Origin of the sequence: Streptomyces sp. TBY4 (genome assembly GCF_024213195.1) — a bacterium.
Taxonomy (GTDB): domain Bacteria; phylum Actinomycetota; class Actinomycetes; order Streptomycetales; family Streptomycetaceae; genus Streptomyces.
This window is the reverse complement of sequence record NZ_JANAVF010000019.1, coordinates 107,784-126,673: the sequence shown is the minus strand read 5'-3', so window position 1 is coordinate 126,673 and position 18,890 is coordinate 107,784. Positions and strand designations below refer to the sequence as shown.

General features: G+C 68.6%; 19 protein-coding genes. 18 read left to right on the top strand and 1 reads right to left on the bottom strand.

Features of this window, described 5'->3' with window-relative positions:
• Window position 1: 1 nt before the first annotated feature.
• The 12 genes from NLX94_RS33070 to NLX94_RS33015 all read left to right on the top strand — a co-directional run bounded on the left by NLX94_RS33070 (window position 2) and on the right by NLX94_RS33015 (window position 13,742).
• Window positions 2–3,907 (top strand): hypothetical protein, encoded by a 3,906-nt coding sequence (locus tag NLX94_RS33070; protein ID WP_254386828.1) that lies wholly within the window; start codon window positions 2–4, stop codon window positions 3,905–3,907.
• 158 nt (window positions 3,908–4,065) lie between these two features.
• Complete coding sequence (locus tag NLX94_RS33065) at window positions 4,066–4,425, top strand: hypothetical protein (protein ID WP_254386827.1); 360 nt, start codon at window positions 4,066–4,068, stop codon at window positions 4,423–4,425.
• A gap of 56 nt (window positions 4,426–4,481) precedes the next feature.
• A complete protein-coding gene (locus NLX94_RS33060; protein ID WP_254386826.1) occupies window positions 4,482–5,234 on the top strand; it encodes an N-acetylmuramoyl-L-alanine amidase in 753 nt (250 codons plus the stop codon).
• Window positions 5,231–5,512, top strand: coding sequence for a hypothetical protein (locus NLX94_RS33055; protein WP_254386825.1), 282 nt, complete (start codon window positions 5,231–5,233; stop codon window positions 5,510–5,512). The genes NLX94_RS33060 and NLX94_RS33055 overlap by 4 nt, the downstream gene beginning before the upstream one ends.
• A 359-nt stretch (window positions 5,513–5,871) precedes the next feature.
• Window positions 5,872–6,534 (top strand): HAD-IA family hydrolase, encoded by a 663-nt coding sequence (locus NLX94_RS33050; protein WP_254386824.1) that lies wholly within the window; start codon window positions 5,872–5,874, stop codon window positions 6,532–6,534.
• 89 nt (window positions 6,535–6,623) lie between these two features.
• Window positions 6,624–7,826, top strand: a complete 1,203-nt coding sequence (locus NLX94_RS33045; protein WP_254386823.1) for a helix-turn-helix domain-containing protein — start codon at window positions 6,624–6,626, stop codon at window positions 7,824–7,826.
• A gap of 193 nt (window positions 7,827–8,019) precedes the next feature.
• Complete coding sequence (locus NLX94_RS33040) at window positions 8,020–8,463, top strand: hypothetical protein (protein ID WP_254386822.1); 444 nt, start codon at window positions 8,020–8,022, stop codon at window positions 8,461–8,463.
• Window positions 8,464–8,619: 156 nt separating this feature from the next.
• Complete coding sequence (locus NLX94_RS33035; RefSeq protein ID WP_254386821.1) at window positions 8,620–9,741, top strand: sugar-transfer associated ATP-grasp domain-containing protein; 1,122 nt, start codon at window positions 8,620–8,622, stop codon at window positions 9,739–9,741.
• A gap of 13 nt (window positions 9,742–9,754) precedes the next feature.
• Window positions 9,755–10,660 carry a hypothetical protein gene (locus NLX94_RS33030; RefSeq protein ID WP_254386820.1) on the top strand — a complete coding sequence of 302 codons (906 nt, stop codon included), beginning with the start codon at window positions 9,755–9,757 and terminating at the stop codon, window positions 10,658–10,660.
• 78 nt (window positions 10,661–10,738) lie between these two features.
• Window positions 10,739–12,115 (top strand): cysteine--tRNA ligase, encoded by a 1,377-nt coding sequence (gene cysS / locus NLX94_RS33025; protein WP_254386819.1) that lies wholly within the window; start codon window positions 10,739–10,741, stop codon window positions 12,113–12,115.
• Window positions 12,112–12,783 carry a 2OG-Fe(II) oxygenase gene (locus NLX94_RS33020; protein WP_254386818.1) on the top strand — a complete coding sequence of 224 codons (672 nt, stop codon included), beginning with the start codon at window positions 12,112–12,114 and terminating at the stop codon, window positions 12,781–12,783. The genes cysS and NLX94_RS33020 overlap by 4 nt, the downstream gene beginning before the upstream one ends.
• Before the next feature lie 311 nt (window positions 12,784–13,094).
• Complete coding sequence (locus NLX94_RS33015; protein ID WP_254386817.1) at window positions 13,095–13,742, top strand: hypothetical protein; 648 nt, start codon at window positions 13,095–13,097, stop codon at window positions 13,740–13,742.
• Here NLX94_RS33015 and NLX94_RS33010 read toward each other — a convergent pair.
• On the bottom strand, window positions 13,739–13,933 hold the full coding sequence (locus NLX94_RS33010) for an antitoxin (RefSeq protein ID WP_254386816.1): 195 nt from the start codon (window positions 13,931–13,933) through the stop codon (window positions 13,739–13,741). The genes NLX94_RS33015 and NLX94_RS33010 overlap by 4 nt on opposite strands.
• Before the next feature lie 225 nt (window positions 13,934–14,158).
• Here NLX94_RS33010 and NLX94_RS33005 point away from each other — a divergent pair, with 225 nt between their 5' ends.
• From NLX94_RS33005 to NLX94_RS32980, 6 genes are all read left to right on the top strand, one after another.
• Window positions 14,159–14,500: a hypothetical protein gene (locus tag NLX94_RS33005; RefSeq protein ID WP_254386815.1), complete on the top strand. Its 342-nt coding sequence runs from the start codon at window positions 14,159–14,161 to the stop codon at window positions 14,498–14,500.
• 37 nt (window positions 14,501–14,537) lie between these two features.
• Complete coding sequence (locus tag NLX94_RS33000) at window positions 14,538–15,629, top strand: AAA family ATPase (protein WP_254386814.1); 1,092 nt, start codon at window positions 14,538–14,540, stop codon at window positions 15,627–15,629.
• Between the two features lie 71 nt (window positions 15,630–15,700).
• Window positions 15,701–16,852, top strand: a complete 1,152-nt coding sequence (locus tag NLX94_RS32995; RefSeq protein WP_254386813.1) for a hypothetical protein — start codon at window positions 15,701–15,703, stop codon at window positions 16,850–16,852.
• An 89-nt stretch (window positions 16,853–16,941) separates the two neighbouring features.
• A complete protein-coding gene (locus tag NLX94_RS32990) occupies window positions 16,942–17,808 on the top strand; it encodes a helix-turn-helix domain-containing protein (RefSeq protein WP_254386812.1) in 867 nt (288 codons plus the stop codon).
• 109 nt (window positions 17,809–17,917) lie between these two features.
• Window positions 17,918–18,250, top strand: a complete 333-nt coding sequence (locus tag NLX94_RS32985; protein WP_254386811.1) for a hypothetical protein — start codon at window positions 17,918–17,920, stop codon at window positions 18,248–18,250.
• A 60-nt stretch (window positions 18,251–18,310) separates the two neighbouring features.
• The gene (locus tag NLX94_RS32980; RefSeq protein WP_254386810.1) at window positions 18,311–18,862 is read left to right on the top strand and encodes a hypothetical protein; all 552 of its coding nucleotides are present in this window, start codon (window positions 18,311–18,313) and stop codon (window positions 18,860–18,862) included.
• Window positions 18,863–18,890 lie beyond the last annotated feature (28 nt).

Here is an 18,890-nt window from a genome sequence, read left to right as displayed (position 1 = left end):
TGTGGCGAACCATCTGGCACAGATCGCCGCCCGGCTCGCGGATATTGAGCGCAGGCTCACCGGGCAGGCCCGCACGTCGAGCCTGGCGTACTCCTCGGTGGAGGCAGGCGCGATCGAGGTGTACGACGAGGAAGGTGTCCTGACGGGGACGGTCGGCGTCCAGTTCGACGGGACGACCGGCGTCGCAACGTTCAACGGCCCTCCTCCGCCGACTCCCACCATCCCGCAGGTCGTGCCCGTGCTGGGTGGCCTGCGGATCGGCTGGGACGGCGGGTTCACCGATGCGACGACCCCGCCCCTGAACTTGGGCCGGGTGCAGGTGCATCTCCTGCTTTCGGCCGACGAGCAGGTAGACGTCCGGAACCCGGCGGCGACGATCGAAGGCGCGTCGGGGGCGACGGTGACGGTCGCGGTCAGCGACTACGTACCCCGCCATGTCCGGCTCGTGGCACTCACGACCGCCGGCATTCCCGGCCCGGTGTCCGCTGCGCTGATCGCAGCGGCACGCCAGGCCGTGGGGAAAGACCTCCTCGACGGGATCGTGTCGGAGGTCAAGCTCGCCGAGAAGGCCGTGACCGACACGAAGATCGCGGTCGGTGCGGTGAAGACGGCCTCGCTCGCGGACGGTGCCGTGCTGGCGGCCAAGCTCGCGAAGGCGTCGGTGACCGGCGACAAGATCAGCTCGGGCGCCGTCACCCTGAACGCACTCGGTGGCGCCTTGTCGGACGGCATCACCCAGCACTACGTGGACGCGCTCGGTGACCCGGCGGCGTGGGCTCAGGTCGCGGTGGGGGCTGGGGCCAAGTGGGAGTTCCTGACGGGTGTCCTGGACGCCCCGACCGGGCGGACTGTCGGCCAGGCCAGCGGCTACGCCGTGGTGCGCGGGACCACGCCGATCCCGTACGACCCCGACACCCTCTACCGGGTGTCAGCGCGAGTGCGGACGACCAGTCCATCCGCGTCCGGGACCGATGACCTGTACGTGGGCGTGATGGGGTTCGCAGCGGACGGCACCACGATGGTGAACCGCACCGGAGCCAACTCGACGGGCACCCACTACTACTGCGCGGCATCCCGGACTCCCTTGGACGCCGGTGCGGGGTGGCAGGTGTTCACCGGCTATCTGCGCGGCCGTGCGCCGGCCGGGGTGACCGGAACGGCAGGGGTCTGTCCGGACCCGCGTGCCCCGGGCAAGCTCCACGACCAGGTGCGCTTCCTGGTGCCGTTCCTCTTCCTCAACTACGAATCCACCCCGACGGGTTCGAGCAGCTCGACCGGGATCATGCAGGTGGACGCGGTTACGGTCGAGATCCTCAAGACGGGCATCGTCGACAGCAGCAACCTCGTCTCGGGGTCGGTGACGACGGGCGCCCTCGCGACGGATTCTGTGACGGCGGGCAAGGTCGCCGCGGACACGATCAGCGGCCGGGAGCTCCAGGCCGCCTCGGTGTCTGCCGGGCACGTCGTCGCTGGCGCGATCACCACAGACAAGCTGACCGTGGTCGGCACCGCGAACATCCTCGCGGACCCATCCTTCGAGGGCGCCCCGACCGTGGCCCTGACGGCGACCATCCCCTACGCGACCCAGGACAAGACCCGCGGGAACGGGTCCCCTGCGTCGCTGCGCATCGACGCCGTGTCCGCGACAGCCGTGTACCGCGCGGTGGACCTCACTCTGCTCCCGGCCACCCCTGGAGATCAGCTCTACCTGGCCAGCGACTACTTCGCCTCCGAGGACTGGGCGGGAGCGGAGATCAGCTTCCACATGCGGTGGGAGGCCGCGGACGGGAAGATCCTCAGCTACAGCAAGGCCCGCACGACAAGCCCGGTGCGCGGGCAGTGGGCCCGTTTGTCGGCCACCGTCACGGCACCGGACGGCGCGGTCCGTGCCCGTGCGCGGGTCGAGTCCGGCGCTAGCACGGCGGGAACGTTGTGGTGGGACAACGCCTGCGTCCGGCCGATCGTGGCCGGCGTACAGATCGCGGACGGGGCGATCACCTCCCCGAAGGTCTTCGCGGGTTCGATCACCACGGACAAGCTCGCGGCGTTGACGGTGACGGCGGAGAAGATCGCTGCCTCCTCCATCACTGCGGACAAGGTGGCCGCGCTGGCGATTACGGCGGAGAAGCTGGCCGTGAACTCGGTGACGGCTTCGGCGATCGCGGCGGGCTCCGTTGAGGCCATCCACATCAAGGCGGGCACGATCACCGCCGACAAGATCGCGCTCGGGGTCGACGGCAACTTGGTGGCTGACGGCAGCTTCGAGGTTGACGTCTCGTTGAAGCGGGCTGCTGTGAGCGGCGGGTGGAGCATCGTCGCCCCCGGCCGCGACACCCCGAAGGCGTTGCGTGCCGACTGCACGGCGGCGACGGCTACGGACCGGACGCTCACGCTCGGGCTGTTCTCCGCGACGCCCGGCATGCGGATCTGGGCGGCCGCCGACTACCAGATCAGCGCGGACTGGGTGGGCAGGAACGCGACGGTGTACGTCCGCTGGGAGGATGCTGCTGGCGCGACGCTGGGCTACAGCACGGTGGGCAGCGCGAGCGGTGCGGCGGGCAAGGGCTGGCTGTTCATGTCCGGCAACGCCAACTTGGTTGCCCCCGCTCAGACCGTCACAGGCCGCATGCGGGTCGCGGTCAACGACGCGACGGCCGGCACGGTCACGTTCGACAACGTGGTGATCCGGCTGGTGCTGTCGTCCACGAGCTCCGGTGCCCGTGCCGAGATAAGCCCCGAAGGGCTGCGGCTGTACGACCAGGACGGTGAGGAGTCGATCTCGCTGGTCACTGGAAGGCCGCAGTACCTGACGATCGCCAACGACGGCGTCCCCGTGGCCACGATCAACCAGAACGGGCACGGTGCGTTCAACGACGTGTCCGTGGCTGGTGTGCTATCCGTCAACGGCGAGAAGCTGGAGACACAGCTCTCCGACTTGGCGCGCGGCATCATCGCCGTGCACACAACGACCGCCGGGGTGCAGGCTGCCATGGATACGGAGACCGGTTACATCGAGCTGCCCGTCCGCCTCCAAGCGGACCGGCAGTACCGCATCGTCGTCGACGCCTACGCGGATCCTTCCGCTGCCGGAGGCGAGCTGTTGCTGCTTCTCCGCGACGGCGGGACGGCGGCCCCGACCGTCACCTCTAAACAACTCCAGAGCACCGTGGTCCCGGCAGGTGGCGGCTGGCAGCGGCTTCGCCTTGAGCTGATGGCCTCCGGTGCCACCTTGGGCGCCGGTAACCATCGCTTCCTCAGCTCCTTCATGTGGCGGTGGGGAGCGGCGGGCGGGACCGTCGCTCTTTTCGGGGGCGGCGGGTTCCCGGCGACAATGTACGTCGAGGACGTCGGCCGGGCCATCGCAAACACCGGCGAATTCAACCGCGGTGGTGCCGGTGGCGGGACGGAGCCGACGAAGCCCGTGACCCAGCGGTACGAGAAGACGTACAGCGCGGCATGGTCGGGTACTTACACCAACCGGGGCGGGTACAGCAGCTACCACGGCAACCAGATGCTCCAGGGCTACTACTCGAGCACCAACGGTCTCACCGCCTCGCTCGTCGGCTTCCCGGCATCGCTGAGCACCGACTTGAGCGGCGCCAAGATCGAGAAGGTTCAGCTGTACGTGTACTTCGAGCACTGGTACTACGCAGCTGGCGGCACGGCGGTCATCAAGGCGCACAGCCACAGCTCGCGGCCGGGGAGCTTCAGCAGCGACGGCGAGGCGGTGAGCGTGTCGTTTCGCCGTAACGAGGGCCGGTGGATCGACATCACGAGCGTCTTCGACGAGACGAAGTGGAGAGGGGTCGCTCTGGACCCGAACAGCACAGACAGCACGTACTACGGACGTGCTCACGGTGTCGGCCAGGGGTACCCGCCGCAGCTGAAGGTCACCTACGTGAAGTAGTGGAGGGGTGGGCCGCAGGATTGTCTCCGGGCCCGCCCCCGGGCGCCTTGGCCCTCGACAGCCCACTGGTTTGGGAGGCAGGAGGTCAGCGCCAGGGGCGTCCTGCCCGCGCACGTACGATCGACTTCAGGCGCGCGGGGCCGTCAGGAGTGATGTCCGTGTCCGTGCCGCCGAGCGCAGAACCGACGCTGTGGGAGCTGCACCGCGCGGTTTCGCAGCTCCGCGAGGACCTGCGAGGAGACCTTGCCCATCTGGCGGCACGGCTCGACCAGGTGGTTACCCAGGACGTGTACCGGGCTGACCAGCGGGCGACGGAGCAGCGCATCGGTGCCGTCGAGGCGGCTCTTGCTGGACTCCGCGGCGAGCACGACCAGGTTGCCGAACGGGCGGAGCAGCAGCGCCGCGAGGACCAGGCGCAGGCGGCGGCAACTCGCCGCCTGGTGCTCTCGTCGTTCGTGGCGCCGCTTCTGCTGATGGTGCTCCAGCTGTGGCTGGTCACGCAGGGCACGGCTCGCTAACGCGGGCTCCGCCTGCCTTTTTTGATCTTGGGCGCGGGAGAATCCGAGATTCGAACATGGCTACACCTCTGAGTGCTGAGGCACTCGTGGCGGCGCTGCGCGCTGAGGGCGTGCACGTCGTCGAGCGCCCCGGTTGGCGCACCCACAACCGGAACCACAAGGGACCTTGGGGCCCGGTCCGCGGCGTGATGATCCACCACACGGTGACGTCCGGCACCGCGAACACGGTCAGCATCTGCGAGAACGGCTACTCGGGCCTCCCGGGCCCTCTCTGCCACGGTGTCATCGCCAAGGCCGGCACCGTCTACCTGATCGGCAACGGCCGGGCGAATCACGCCGGGGCCGGCGACTCCGACGTTCTGGCCGCGGTGATCGCGGAACGAGCACTGCCGGCTGCGAACGAAGCAGACGCCGATGGCAACACCGCCTTCTACGGCTTCGAGTGCGAGAACCTCGGCGACGGCGCGGATCCCTGGCCGGGGGCACAGCTGGAGGCCATCGAGAAGGTCTCCGCCGCGATCTGCCGTGCTCACAAGTGGGGAGCGGCCAGCGTGATCGGGCACAAGGAGTGGCAGCCCGGCAAGGTCGACCCGAAGGGCTTCGCCATGTCGGGCCTGCGCCAGCGCATCGCCGGACGCCTCGCGGGGTCGCCCGGCAAGGGCTCCAACCTCTACACCGTCCGCAGCGGTGAAACCCTGTCCGGCATCGGACAGCAGCTCGGCGTGAACTGGCTCGCCCTGGCGCGCGAGAACGACATCCTCTCCCCCTACGTGATCCACCCCGGGCAGAAGCTGAAGGTACCGAAGTGACCAAGTCGCGCAGCGCGTCCGATGCGAACCAGAGAACGATCCGTACGGCATTCCAGACCCTTCTGGGTCTGGCAGCCGGTTTCCCGCTGATCGTGGATGCGGCGGGCATTCCTCAGACCGCTGCGGGCGTCGCTGTCGCCCTCGCGGTAACCGGTGCCGTCACCAGGGTGATGGCACTGCCCGTCGTGCACAACCTGCTGCCGAACTGGCTGTACCGCAGTGATCCGCCCACGAGCACCAGTCCGGGCGGCGGACAGCTGACCGTCGTGGACGACTGATCAAGGCGAGGCCCTCGGAATTCCGTGGGCCTCGCCACTTCCTCAGACGTGGGCCGGTGTCGAGATGTAGGCGCCGGCTGGGTAGGCGAAGGCGGCGGCGGGAAGCTGCGACTGGCGGCCGCTGAGCAGCACGCTCAAGCGGCCGCGCCGGGTCGCCCGTTCAGGCGGTGCAGTGCCTGCGCGGCGACCACGTCGGCGGAGCCGCGCAGAATCCGGACGGGCTCCAGAAACACCTCGTAGGGATTTACTGCGGAGCGGGACCGGCAGCTCGGCGAGCGGACCCCGCCTCGAGTGCTCCGTGTGTCTGGGTGCGCGGTAGCGTCACTTGTGAGACCAATCGCGGAAGGAACGGTCACTGGATGCCGCACAGTACTGAAAGCGCCGACGAGAGTGAACCGCTCGGCCTGATCCTTGACTTCGCCGGAGTGCTCACAGCGAACCCACTGGCAGTCCACCGTGCGTGGTGCGTGTCCGAAGGGCTGGCCCCCGAGGCGTGGCGCAGCACTCTCAACGACCACCCGGAGGGCCGGCGGCTGTACGCGGCCCTGGAAGTCGGGGAGATAGGGCAGGCGGAGTGGAACGAGGGAACAGCCCCCCTGCTGGGTGCGCACGTGGACCCGGTCAATCTGATGGGCCGGGCGTGGGACGGAGTGCCCGCGGCTCGTCGGATGGCTGCCCTCGCTCGTGCGGCACGGGCGGCTGGTCATCGGGTCACCCTGTTGTCCAACAGCTTCGGCCTGGACCCGTTCAACCCGTACGAGCACGTCGGAATCTGGGACCTGTTCGATGTGCACGTCGTCTCCGAGCTGGTCGGCATGGCCAAACCTGATCCGGAGATCTACCGGCTGACCCTGGACCGCATCGGCCTGCCCGCCGAGCGGTGCGTGTTCGTGGACGATCACGCGGTGAACCTTCCGCCGGCCGCAGAGCTGGGGATCACCACCGTCCACGTCACCGATGAGGATGAGGCAGTTGCGGAGCTTGAGGCCCTTCTGGGGGTCAGCGCGGTTCTTGCCGCGTGACCCCAACTTCCGGCTGATCAAGGGCTGTCGGCCCCACTACTCCTGCCAGTACCGTCCGTATGAGGCCAATCACACGGAGGTGCTGGAACATGCAGTGGTCGGAGTACACCACCTCTGAGCGGTTGAAGACGCTGCGCGGCGGGATGACGCAAGAGCAATTAGCGGAAGCTGCCGCCGTGTCCGTGGGCGTGGTCCGCAAGCTGGAACGCGGCGGCACCGCATCGCTCCCGTCGCTGCTGTCCATCGCCGACGCCCTCGGCACGGACATCGCCGTACTGCTCGGCCAGCAGGCGCCCCGCCGGTCCATGGACCGCGACGAGCGGGCCGCGCTTCGGATGGTGTCCGCGGCTACCCATGACGCCGCCATCGGCATCCCCGCCGACGTTGAGCCGGGCACCGTTGAGGAGTTGCGCGCCGCCGTTCGCCGGGCGGACGAGGCCTACTGGGCAGGCCGGTACACCGAGCTCGGGACGCTCCTGGGCCAGCTCCTCCCCGAGGCGAAGGCCCGGTTCGATGCCGCCGACCACGCTGAGCGGGAGGCCGCCGGCGGTGTCCTGATCGACACCTTCCAGACGGCAGGCATGGCCGCCAACGTGTTGGGCTCCCGCGATCTGGCCTACGCGGCGCTGACGTACGGTCGTCAGATCGCCGTGCAGGCCGGGGACGACCTCCGCGACGCCCACCTGGCCGCCACGACGGCGTGGGTCAACCTGCGCGACGGCCGCACCACGCAGGGGTTCGCCCTTGCCGCGGCGCAGGCCGACCGGATCGAGCCCAAGATGAGCGAGCACGACCCCGACCGGCTGAGCGTGTACGGGCAGCTCGTCACGAACGCCGCCGTGGCCGCATCACGAGGCGGTGCGAGTGCGGACAGCGCCCGCGAGTACCTCTCCCAGGCCCACGCCGTGGCCGCCCGTATCGGGGATGAGCACGCCCGCGGCGACCACGCCCAGCCGTACGGGCCCATGTACGCCGCCACACAGGCCATGAGCATCGCCGTGGCCCTCGGCGACACCTCCGGCGCGCTGCGCCTCATGGACACCGTCCGCTTGGACGACACCGTGCCGCTGGCCACCCGCGCCCGCTACGGCTTGGACGTTGCCCTCACCCACGTGGAGTGCCGCCGCTGGGACGCTGCCGCCGACACCCTCGAAGCCGTCTGCACGATGGCCCCCGGCTGGGTGCGCCATCAGATGCTCCCCGGCGTCATCATCGGCCGGCTCGCCGGCGTTTCCGTCGGGCGTCTCCGCGGTCTCGCCAGCGTCGCCGGGGTCCCCCTCGGAGTGCGCTGACCCGAGACCCGACTACCACGCCCCGTAGCAGTCGGCAGGCCGCCACCTGCCTGACTACTACGGGGCGTTGCACATGCTCGACCGCCGGGCCCTACGCTGCCATGCTCCGTGGCACCGGAACCCGGCACGGACTGTCCTCGCTGCCACGGGCCGTGTCTGGGCCCGCGTGCCGGTACGCAGCAGCCTTATGGGCATGCCGAACAACCCGATCGGCGGCCTCGGACACGTACCCGTCGCCGTCTACGCTTGCGCTCCGACCGCTGTCGCCGTCCGAGACGGTGAGAGACGCTGCCGCCACTACGCCGGCGCCCGGCACTGGCACGTTGCCGGTGCGTGGTCCGATCTCGACCCGGCGGTACCTCTTGACGAGCGCCCCGGCTGGCAGGCCATAGCGTCCGCCCTGTCCACCGGAATGATCCGGGGAATCATCGTGGGCGCCTTCTCCCATGTCGCTGCGGACGCGGCCCAGTTTGCCGGCCTCGGAGTCCTCATCCGCGACAGGGGCGGATTCCTCGTGCACGCCGCCGACACCCTGCCCCGCCGCACCCCCGGCGAGCTGCAGCGCCGCCGCGACATCACCGACGCCTCCTCGGGGTGGTCCCCGTGGGGCGACACGCCACAGGCAGACACCTCGTGAACGCCGGGCGCCTCTGGTCGACCGCGGTCAATGACGTCGGGCCTGCCCGATGAAGCAGTACTTAGCGGTCTTGGCCTACGTCATCACTGTCACCGCCTTGGTCCTTGCCCTGGCCATTGCCGGAACCTCGGACTACTGAGACATCGGAGGAGCGACATGACCCGCACTGCCAACCGTGGCTTCAACCACCGGCAGGCGATGAGCGAGGAGTGGTTCCGTACCCGGGTTCTTCCCCGTATTTCCGGCCTACGGTTCCTCCCCTACCAGGTACGGCAGATGAGCCGCGAGCACCTCCCCACGATGCTGCGCGACAACGGCCGGAAGAGCGTGGCCCGTATCGCAGGGGATCTGGTGATGGTCTCCGCGCGTTGGCGCTGCCTGCCCTTTCACTACTTCCGGTACGGCGGGTACAGGCGCGAGGTGTCTGCCGAGCGGGCGTGTGCGTACCTGCCGGAGACCGCCTTGTTCCACCGCCTCCTTCCCCGCGTGAACCGGGACACCATCGACCTGGACGACAAGGTGGTCTGCAAGAAGATCCTTGCCGCCGCTGGCATCCCGCAGCCCCCACTGATCGCGAGCGGTAACGGCCGTGCAGGCGTCACCTCCGATGGCGATGAGGTTTCGCTGGAGGCCGTCCTCGATCACGCTTCCGGCTCTGGGCGCGTGGTGGTCAAGCCCTCCCGCTACTCCAGCGGCGGCTCCGGAGTCGTGATCGTGCGGCCCGGCGAGGACGGCTTCGATCTCGTGGCCTACGCGGAGCGGTGGGGCACCTGGCTGATCGAGTACCACGTACCGCAGCACCACGACCTGGACGTGCTGAACCCGTACGCGCTCAACACCTTCCGGGTCATCACCCTGCTGACCGAGGGCACCGCCAAGGTGCTGTACACGATGCTGAAGCTCGGCGGCGTCGACAGCACGACGGACAACTCTGCCGATGGCGGCTTGCAGATCCGGGTGCACCCCGACGGGGCACTGGACCGCCACGGATACGACCGGTACCTCAACGCCCAGACACGCCACCAGGTCAGCACCGTGCCGTTCGCCGGCCACAAGATCGCCCACATCGGCGAGGTCCGCGAGCTGGCCGCCCGCTGCGCTCGCCTGTTCCCGCAGGTCCCCTTCATCGGCTGGGACATCGCGGTCACTCCAGGGGGACCGGTGGTCATCGAGGGGAACAGCAGCCCTTCGCTCGCACACATCCAGCGCACCCACGGCGGCGTCGCTCCGGATCTTGTCCCGGCGCTCCGCGCCGTGATGGATCGCCCGATCATCTGACAAGGGAGTTCTCGTGGAAGACCTGAAAACGCAGGCCCGCGCCGCAGCCGCCGGCCTCCTCGACACCCTCCAGTCCATGCCCGAGGTCCAGGCGCTCTACGTCCTCTCCTCCTCGGCCGTCGCGCCCAACAACGTCACGCGGTTCAGCACCGACTCCGATTTCGACCTCGCCGTCGTCCTCGACGTCCCGCTCAAGGAGGACGAGTGGAGGTCGTCGCCGGCGGATACGTACGCCCTGGTCCGCGAACGGCTCCCCGCCTGGGTCCCCGAGTTCAGCTTCTACCTGCCGGTTCCCTGGGGGCGCATGGAGGTCAACGTCCACCAGCTCCTGTTCCAGTACGAGGCCGACCCGCGCACGACGTGGAACAGCGACAAGTGCGACGCCTACGCGAACAAGGGCGAACCGCTGCTCGACCGCGAGAACGCCTTCGAGGCGCTGATCCTCCGCAAGACAAAGGAGCAGCTCTGGCGGCTGGAGGGCGAGACCTACCGGCTCCACAACCGGATCACCTGGGACGTGCGCGAGATCCCCCTGCGCATGGCGCGCCGCGTCGGGACACCCACCGGCCACTTCGTCCTGTCGGGCGCCCTGGACGAGATCGTGGACTGGCTGTACGCCCGCTCAGGCCGGCTGCTGCCCAACATGAAGTGGAAGCTCCACTCCCTCGGCGCACTGGGCCTGATCAGCACCGAGCAGGAAAACCTCCTGATCGAGGCCCAGCAGTGCGACCCCCTGTCGATGGTCGACCTGGAGCGCCGGTGCGAGGCCCTGGAGGCGTTCTGCCGCTCGGCCGGAATGGACCTGAGCACCCGGGCCATCGAGACCGTGCGCAAGGCGTACCAGCGGGCCAACCACCACATCCTCGGGGAACACGCATCCGTCTTCGCTGACCGTCCCTTCCCCCGATTCGTCTCGTGAGGTGAGTACGACGATTCCAATTAGACGCTGTTGTCAGCACGTCAGTACGCTGCGTGATCCACGCACCCAGGAGGAACGATGGCGATCAAGGTCCACAACACACTGACCGGACGGACGGAGGATTTCCGCCCCGAGCGGGAGACCGAGGTGCGGATGTTCGTGTGCGGACCTACCGTCTACGGCCCCAGCCACGTCGGCCACGCGAAGACCTACACGCAATTCGACTTCATCGCCGCGTACCTGGAAGCGAGCGGCTACAAGGTCACCTACCTCCAGAACATCACCGACGTGGACGACAAGATCATCCGGCGTTCCCGGGAGGAGAACGTACCTCCGGAGGACATCGCCGCCCTGTTCGAGAAGCAGTACCTGGAGGACATGGCCGCGCTGGGGAACACCCGCGTCGACATCCACGCACGTGCCCACGACCACATCGACGCGATCGTGGACCAGGTCAAGAGGCTCATCGCCCGCGGCCACGCCTACCAGCTCGATGACGGCTGGTACTTCGACCTCGCCTCGTTCCCTGGATACGGCAAGCTCTCCGGCCGCACCGACCTGCGCCCCGAGGACTCGGTATCGCGGATCGACGACCACTCCAAGAAGCGCAGCCCGGGCGACTTCGCTCTGTGGAAGGGACGCAAGGACGGCGAACCGTTCTGGGAGACCGAACTGGGGCCGGGCCGACCGGGCTGGCACATCGAGGACACCGCGATCACGGAGACCTTCTTCGGGCCCTCCTACGACCTGCACGGCGGCGCCGTCGACCTCATCTTCCCCCACCACGAAGCCGAGGTCGCCCAGATGGAGGCCGCCTCCGGCATCGAGCCCCTGGCCCGCTACTGGATGCACACCGGTCTCCTGCGCGTCGACGGCGACAAGATGTCGAAGAGCACCGGGAACTTCCTCACCATCCGCGACGCGCTCGCCCGCACGGACTCCCGCACCCTGCGGTACGCGTTCCTCTCCCAGCACTACCGCTCCTCCATGGAACTGAACGACTCCACGCTGGAGCAGGCCCGAGCAGCACGCCGCCGGATCGAGAACTTCGCCCGGACCATCGACCCCGCGCACACCGACAGCCCGGCGAACACCTCACGTGCCGGCGACACCTGGAAGGAGATGCGCGAGCACCTGGACGACGACTTCGACACCCCAGGCGCCCTCGCCGTCCTCTTCCAGTTCATCCGCGAACAGAACCGCACGCAGGAACCCTCCGGGCCGGCCTCCCTGCGGCTGATCCAGGACGTCAACAACCTCTTCGGAACCTTCGACATCGCCGACGCCGACCAGGGCGACACCGCTGTCGACGACCTCGTCAAGGAACGCGACCGGCTCCGCGCCGCGAGGAACTTCGCCGAGGCCGACGCGATCCGCGACCAGCTCATCAAGCAGGGCATCACCCTCGAAGACTCGCCCGAAGGCACCCGCTGGTGGAAGGAAAAGACCCAATGACCTGGAAGACCCGGTTACCCCTTCTCGCAGAGAGCGTCATCCCCCTCAGCCTCTGCGGCGCCCTGATGGACCACGTGAAGAGCGAGACCGCCCGGCCGCGCACCTTCCAGGGCGTCGTCGACGAGACGCTACGCAAGAGCGAGTACGTCGAGATCCCGACGGCGCTGGAGGAAGCGGTCATCTCCCACTGCGTCCCCTACATCCGCGACCACTTCCAGGCCGTTCCGAAGCGGATACCCACCCAGCCTGCGGTCGTCTACCGCTACGGTCCTGGCGTCGGGTTCGTGGCGCACCACGACGAGGTCACCGACATCGAGCGCGAGCGGGCCCGGACCAACGGACAGCCCGTCGTCGGCGGCGACCTCACCCTGCTCGTCTGGCTCAACACGCCAGACTCCTACTCCGGGGGCGAGCTGTTCTTCGAGAACCCGGCCCAGGAGATCAAGCCTCCCTGCGGCACCCTGGTCGCTTTCCCGGCCACCCGTGACCACATTCACGGCGTACGACCGATCACGCGGGGAGAGCGCATCACCCTCGTCATCCGCACCGATGCCGAAAGCCTTGAGGGCCGCCGTACTGCGGCGATCGCCGTCCTCAAAGGCGATGACCCCCTCGTACTCGGAATGGCGGGGACACCGAGGCCACGGTCATCACCTTCAGTTGGGTGAGGACGCGGTGCCGATGCCCGGCGGACGGGGAGTGCCTGCTACCTGGAGCACGAGGTGTCGTAGCGGGTCGCCACAAACGGGCAGAAGAGGATACGTCCAGTGCCTGGGCGTCCCGGTCGCGCGGCTGGTGGCGCCGGATACGGAAAGACCCCCGAGCATCGGCTGATTGGCGGGGGCGTTTCCGTACACCTCTTGGAAAGTGTGATCCCTAGTCTAACGGCCCGGTGGGGACGCTTCCAGGGCCCGTGTGCAAACCCGGCCGCTTTACCCGTATTCTGCTATGGAAGATTCGGGAGAGAGGTGGGGTTGTCGTGGCGAAGCCGCTGGTAATGGGCCGCAAGGAGATCGCCAAGGTGTACGGCATCGCCCCTACGGCCGTGAGTGACCGGTGGGTTCCTGGCGGGGTGCTCTCGTATGAGGACTCGGCGATCGTCTCGGGCAAGCCGTACTGGCCGGGCGGCCTCGTGATCGACCTGGCGCTTCCGCCGGGGAGTCGTGGCCGGCAGCTGAATCAGGGCCTGCTGGAGAAGCTCATCGAGGAGCAGGGTGCGACGTCGAAACCGATGAAGGCTGCGGAGTTGCCGCCTCTGGTCGGCGCGCAGGAGTACGCGGAGCTGTTCGGCGTGAGCCAGGTGAAGGTGAGCCAGGCTGCGCGGACGAGTGCGCGCGGCCAGTTGCCGGCGGCGGACTACTCGCTGTCGGGGTCGTCGCTGTGGCTGCTGGACACGGTGCTCGCCGGCGCGGAGCACACGGTGAAGGTTTCCGCGGAGGCCCGCCGCAGCCCTGGGGAGTGGAAGTTGAACGAGTCGGTGGTGGAGCAGCTACGGACTGGTACGTACGAGGGTCCGGGGTCGTCGTTCAAGGCGCGCGGGAAGAAGGCCGTGGCGGAGGACTCTGAGGCCGCCGGCCGCCCTCGTCGGGTCCTTCGGGACCGGCGAGGGCGGATCTCGCGCTCTTAGGCCTGCGGCGGGCGGTCTTCGGGCTTGTCGGTGCCGAGCTGCTCGTTGATCTTCTGCTGAGCCATGTCGGTCTGGCTCTGGTACTTGTTCCCGGTCTTCGCGTCGAACGCGTCTCCGGCCTTCTCTACGCCCTGCCGGGCTGTGTCCTCGTGGCCCTTGAGTAGGCCCTTGAGCTTGTCGAGCATCGACATGACGGCTCTCCTTACGGATGTCGGCAGGTCCAGGATTGCGCCATTTGCCTGGGTTCGCATCCGCAGGCCGACGTGGGCTGGCGGTCGAACGTCTCGGCTCGGCGGGTACTGATTGACACCCCCTCCAAGGGTAGTAGAATTGCGATACAGGCAGGGTGGTGCGGTTGGTTCATCGCGCCGGAGTGACGTAGAAATAGGCCACTACTTACAAGAGGGGGGAAGTTCATGACTTCCATGCAGCTCGAATTGCCGATGGCGCCGCTGCGTCACCCGGACCGGGCCGGCGAGCCGCTGAGTATCCAGGATCGCTTCGAGGCGTTCCACCAGCTCAACCCCTGGATCCTCGGGAAGCTGGAAGCCATGACCGCCGACTGCGTCGACCGAGGCCTGAGGCGCGTCGGTATCGGAATGCTCTTCGAGGTCCTGCGTTACGAGTACGGCAGGGCCACCTGCGGGGACGCATGGAAGCTGAACAACGACTACCGGTCCCGCTACGCCCGCCTCCTGCTTGAGCGGCACCCTGAATGGTCTTCCGCGTTCGAGACCCGGGGTCTCCGCAGCGCGTGAAATAGGCCACTACACATAACACCTCTTGGAGTAGTTCATGCCCACCCAGCCCGTCCCCAAGCTCCGCACCCGAAAGCCGACCGGTGTCATCCCCTGGCCGGTGATCCTCCTCGAAGGCGAGGAGAAGGCCGGCAAGAGCCACACGGCCGCCACGTTCACCGGATCCAAGAAGACCGGACAGGCGTACTGGCTGGAGCTCGGCGAGGACACCGCCGACGAGTACGTGAACGTGCCCGGCGCGGACTACCTGCTCATCGACCACAACGGCAGCTACCGCGACATCCTCGGCCAGATCGAGGCCGTGCACGCCGAGGCGAAGCGGGCGGCCGCCGCGAAGGAGAAGCCGGTGGTCCTCGTCATCGACTCGGTGTCGATGCTGTGGCGGATGCTCGTGAACTGGACCAACGAGCGGGCCAGGCGCTCGATCTCGGGCCAGAACAAGCTGCGGAAGGACCCGGACGCCGAGGTGAAGCCGTCCATGAACCTGTGGAACGACGCCGCCGAGCGGTGGAACAAGGTCATGTACCTCGTCCGCACCATGCCGGGCATCGTGATCCTTCTCGCACGCGGCAAGGAGGTCACTGCCGTCGACGGCAACGGCGACCCGATCCCCCGCACCAAGGACTGGCGGGTTGAAGGCCACAAGTCCCTCGCCTTCGATTCGACGGTCTGGGTTCGGCTGCGCCGCAACGAGGACCCCCAGATCATCGGCGCCCGCTCCCTGAAGTTCGAGGTGCCGCGAGGCGGGGAGCCGAAGAACGCACCGGACCTGACCATCGAGCAGCTGGTGTTCGGGTGGATGGGCTGCGCGATCCACAACCAGCCGAGGGCGACACCCGAACTGACGGGTGACCTCGCGCAGGCGTGGCTGCCGAAGGTCAACGAGGCGGCCGCTGCCGGCGTGGGCGAGCTGAAGAAGCTGTGGAAGCAGATCGAGGGGAACGAGAACCTCAGCCGCGAGGAGATCTTGGTGATCCGTGCCTCCATCGAGCAAAAGGCCGTCGCGTTGCAGAACCCGAAGCCGCTCGTGGACCCGACGAGCGATGCCGCGCGCCTGCGGGCTGCCGCAGCCGAGGACGGCGAGGAGCCGCCGCCGGGAACGGCCTTCGACGAACACGAAGCCGCCTGATCCCCTCCCCTACCTCGCTTCGCCGGGCCCGCCTCGATGGGCGGGCCCGGCGCACCTCTTGGAGCTTGTTCATGACCACAACGGCCATAAGGCCCCGCGCCCGCTCGCAGGTTTCCATCTGGGAGGCCGCGCACGCCGCCGATGCACGCCGGCCCCGGTCGGTACAGACCCAGCTGGGGGCGTCGGACACGATCTGCATGCGCCGGGCCGGGTACATCCTGGCGGGCACTCCCCGAACCAACACCCCCGACAAGAAGACCGCGATCCTCGGCACGTACATCCACACGGGCCTGCTGGAGGACGCGCGGCGTGAGTACGGGTGGCTGGTGGAGCGGACGGTCCAGGACGACACGATCCGCGGGCACATCGATGTCGTGCAGCTGGACGCGGCGACAGCCGGGCGCCTCCCGAAGCGGCACCGGCCGAAGGTTGCCGCCGCGGAACTGACGGTCGAGGACGTGAAGACGAAGTCGGGCCGGATCTGGGACCGGGTCGTGCGCTTCGGGCCCACGGCCGCCGAGATGCGGCAGGTCCTGCTGTACGCGAGCCTGCTGTGCACGGTGGGCTTCGCGGACATCCCCGGTCAGCGGTACCTGCACCGGCTCGGGCCGGTCCAGGTCGAGCGGATCCGTTTCCGGTTCGTCAACCGTGACACGGGCGAGGAGCACGTCGAGGAGTTCCCGTTCGACCAGTGGCTGGCGGCGGAGGCGCGCTGGTGGGTGGACCGGGTGATCGAGGCCCCGGCTCCGGAGGAGCTGCGCCGCGACCATGACGGGCCGCAGCTGTCCGCGATCTGCGACAACTGCGCCTTCCTGTCCGCGTGCTGGCCCGACGCGGCCCCGGGGACTCCAGCACAGACCCTGCTCATTCACGACGACGAGGACCGGGCGAAGGCCCTGGACCGCTACGTCCGTGCCCGCGAGCGCGGCAGGGAGGCGGAGCAGGTGAAGAAGCTCGTCCGCGCCATGGTCGACGACTCGCCTGAGGGCAACTACGGCCCCAACCATCTCGGGTGGGAGGGCGGCAAGGACAAGGAAGAGGCCGACGTCGAGGCGATGGTCGGCGCGTTCGAGGACGCCGACCTTGCCGTGCCGATGGTTCCCGACCAGGAGGCGATGGTCCGGATCATGCGCCGCGCCGGCATGACGGTGCCGATGCGCAAGGCGCCGGGCAAGAAGTCGCCCCGGTCGATCAAGGTCTCGAAGGCCCGTCCGGCCGCCTGATGGCACCCCTGGCCGCCTCGCGTGTGCGGGGCGGCCGGATGACCCCAACGCACCCAGCTACACCGCTCATATGCCCTTGGAGGCTCCCCGTGACCATTCTTCGCCGCCACCTCAGCACCGGGTACACCGTGCTGCCGACGGCCACGCTCGAGGATGCGCGGTTGAGTTTCCGGGCCCGGGGCATCTTGGCGTACCTGCTGGCCAAGCCGGACTCGTGGAAGGTTGCCGCCGATCGGATCTCGAAGGCGGGCAAGGAGGGCATCGAGGCGGTCAGGACGGCGCTGCGGGAGTTGCGGGATGCCGGGTACTACCGGGTGGTGACCGAGCGCCTGGCGGACGGCACGTTCCATCGGGTCACCGAGGTCTACGACCAGGCGCAGGAGTGGGCGGCGGAGGAGTTCCGGGAGGCGGAGCAGCGGCGGGCGGCACGCCGGCGGAAGGCCGGGGGCCCGGCTCCGGCGGGGCCGAGTCCGGCCGGGCCGGGGGCTGAGGGTGAGGTCGGCACCGAAACCGGGTTTTCGGGGTTCGGTTCGCCGGGGTCTGGTTCTCCGGCCGCTGGTTCGCCCGGGGTTATAGGTAGTAACCAGAGCAAGTACTCAAAGAAGAACCCCCCAACCCCCGCAGCTGGCGCTGCTGGGGAGCCCGCTGCCGCAGCAGAAGAGACCCCGGCAGCGCCGCAGGAGCCGGGGCGGTGCTCGGCGCATCCGGAGGGCGGTGGGCGGTCCTGCCGTGGCTGCGGGACGAGCCCTCGTCAGCAGCGGGCGGATGAGGAGCGGGCGAAGAAGGAGGCGGCTCGTGCGCGGGAGCGGGCCCGAGACGAGAAGGTGCTGAACGAAGTCCGTTCCGACGGGGCGCCGTTGTCGTCGGTGGCCAGGGATGCGATCGCGGAGATCCGTGTGCGGTCGCGGGCAGCGAAGGAGGCCTCGGCTTCGGTGAACCCCCGGAACAAGAAATAGGCCACGATCTTTCTGTATCCTGACGCCGTCGCCTGATTGACACCCCTACCCCACGTAGTAGAATTTAGATAACGCGGGAGGGGCCCGCGATGCCTCTTGGAGAGAACGCATGAACCAGCCTCAGATCAGCCAGGGCCGCGCCACCGTGACGCCGGAGTACTTGGTGGACGCCCTGACCCGCTCTTGGGAGATCCACGTCAAGAGCTCCACCCGGCGGCCGACGATCCACCTCTACGTCGACCACTTCCAGGTCACAGCACAGAAGCAGCAGGGAACGCAGGGGTGGACGCTGGTCTCCGTACGGGAGTTCACCGACCGCCGGCCCCGACTCGGACTGTCGATGACCGCGATGCCCTGGCAGGTCAGCTTCGCGCTGACGGCCGTGCTTGAGCAGGTACGGGAGCAGGAGTTCGCCGATTCCCGCCTGCTCCAGTACGCCTGACCCTTCAACCGCGTGTAGTGGCCTAGAAATAGGCCACTACTCATCACCTGGAGTAGTTTCATGGAGCCTCCCGCCGCCGCCCCGGCTGTCGGCACGGCGCTCACCGGTGACGACGTCCGGATGGCAGTCCGGGACTTCTTCACTCCGGCACAGCTCGCCGCGTTCGTGGACCTGCCGTACAACTACCAGCGCGCCCAGTGGGGTGAGCAGCAGCTCCTGGACCCCGGCCGGCGGCTACGGATGCGCCGCGTGCCCGGCGAGCCGGAGGCGGGAGCCCTGTGCACCTGGACCCGGGCCCCGCGCGGCTTCACCTACGAGGTCGAGGCACCCGCGGGGATCAGGTCGGGCCTCGTGGCCTGGGTCGACGCCTCCGAACTGATCGACCAACGCCTGACTCCCGTGCGCTACGGAGCACTTCGCCAGGCCGTGGACGACGAGGGAGGGCACGAGCGGGCCTACCACCGCGGACCGACCCCCTTCCGGGACCCGGAGGCGTGGCGGGCCCTCGCCTACGAGCCGTGGTCGCGCACCGCCGCACGCCTGGCCCTGAGGGCGTCGGCGGCCAAGGAGGCCATCACGCCCGCGCCGCACCCCCAGCCCGCCCTGTTCTGACCCAACCGCCCCGCCCGCCCGCCGAGAA

Bases quoted from the DNA above. Each gene is read 5' to 3' on its own strand.
- NLX94_RS33035 (WP_254386821.1), top strand. From the start codon at position 8,620: ATGACCCGCACTGCCAACCGTGGCTTCAACCACCGGCAGGCGATGAGC.
- NLX94_RS33010 (WP_254386816.1), bottom strand. From the start codon at position 13,933: ATGTCGATGCTCGACAAGCTCAAGGGCCTACTCAAGGGCCACGAGGAC.
- NLX94_RS33020 (WP_254386818.1), top strand. From the start codon at position 12,112: ATGACCTGGAAGACCCGGTTACCCCTTCTCGCAGAGAGCGTCATCCCC.
- NLX94_RS33045 (WP_254386823.1), top strand. From the start codon at position 6,624: ATGCAGTGGTCGGAGTACACCACCTCTGAGCGGTTGAAGACGCTGCGC.
- NLX94_RS32995 (WP_254386813.1), top strand. From the start codon at position 15,701: ATGACCACAACGGCCATAAGGCCCCGCGCCCGCTCGCAGGTTTCCATC.
- NLX94_RS32985 (WP_254386811.1), top strand. From the start codon at position 17,918: ATGAACCAGCCTCAGATCAGCCAGGGCCGCGCCACCGTGACGCCGGAG.
- cysS (WP_254386819.1), top strand. From the start codon at position 10,739: ATGGCGATCAAGGTCCACAACACACTGACCGGACGGACGGAGGATTTC.
- NLX94_RS32980 (WP_254386810.1), top strand. From the start codon at position 18,311: ATGGAGCCTCCCGCCGCCGCCCCGGCTGTCGGCACGGCGCTCACCGGT.
- NLX94_RS33005 (WP_254386815.1), top strand. From the start codon at position 14,159: ATGACTTCCATGCAGCTCGAATTGCCGATGGCGCCGCTGCGTCACCCG.
- NLX94_RS33040 (WP_254386822.1), top strand. From the start codon at position 8,020: ATGCCGAACAACCCGATCGGCGGCCTCGGACACGTACCCGTCGCCGTC.
- NLX94_RS33060 (WP_254386826.1), top strand. From the start codon at position 4,482: ATGGCTACACCTCTGAGTGCTGAGGCACTCGTGGCGGCGCTGCGCGCT.
- NLX94_RS33050 (WP_254386824.1), top strand. From the start codon at position 5,872: ATGCCGCACAGTACTGAAAGCGCCGACGAGAGTGAACCGCTCGGCCTG.
- NLX94_RS33000 (WP_254386814.1), top strand. From the start codon at position 14,538: ATGCCCACCCAGCCCGTCCCCAAGCTCCGCACCCGAAAGCCGACCGGT.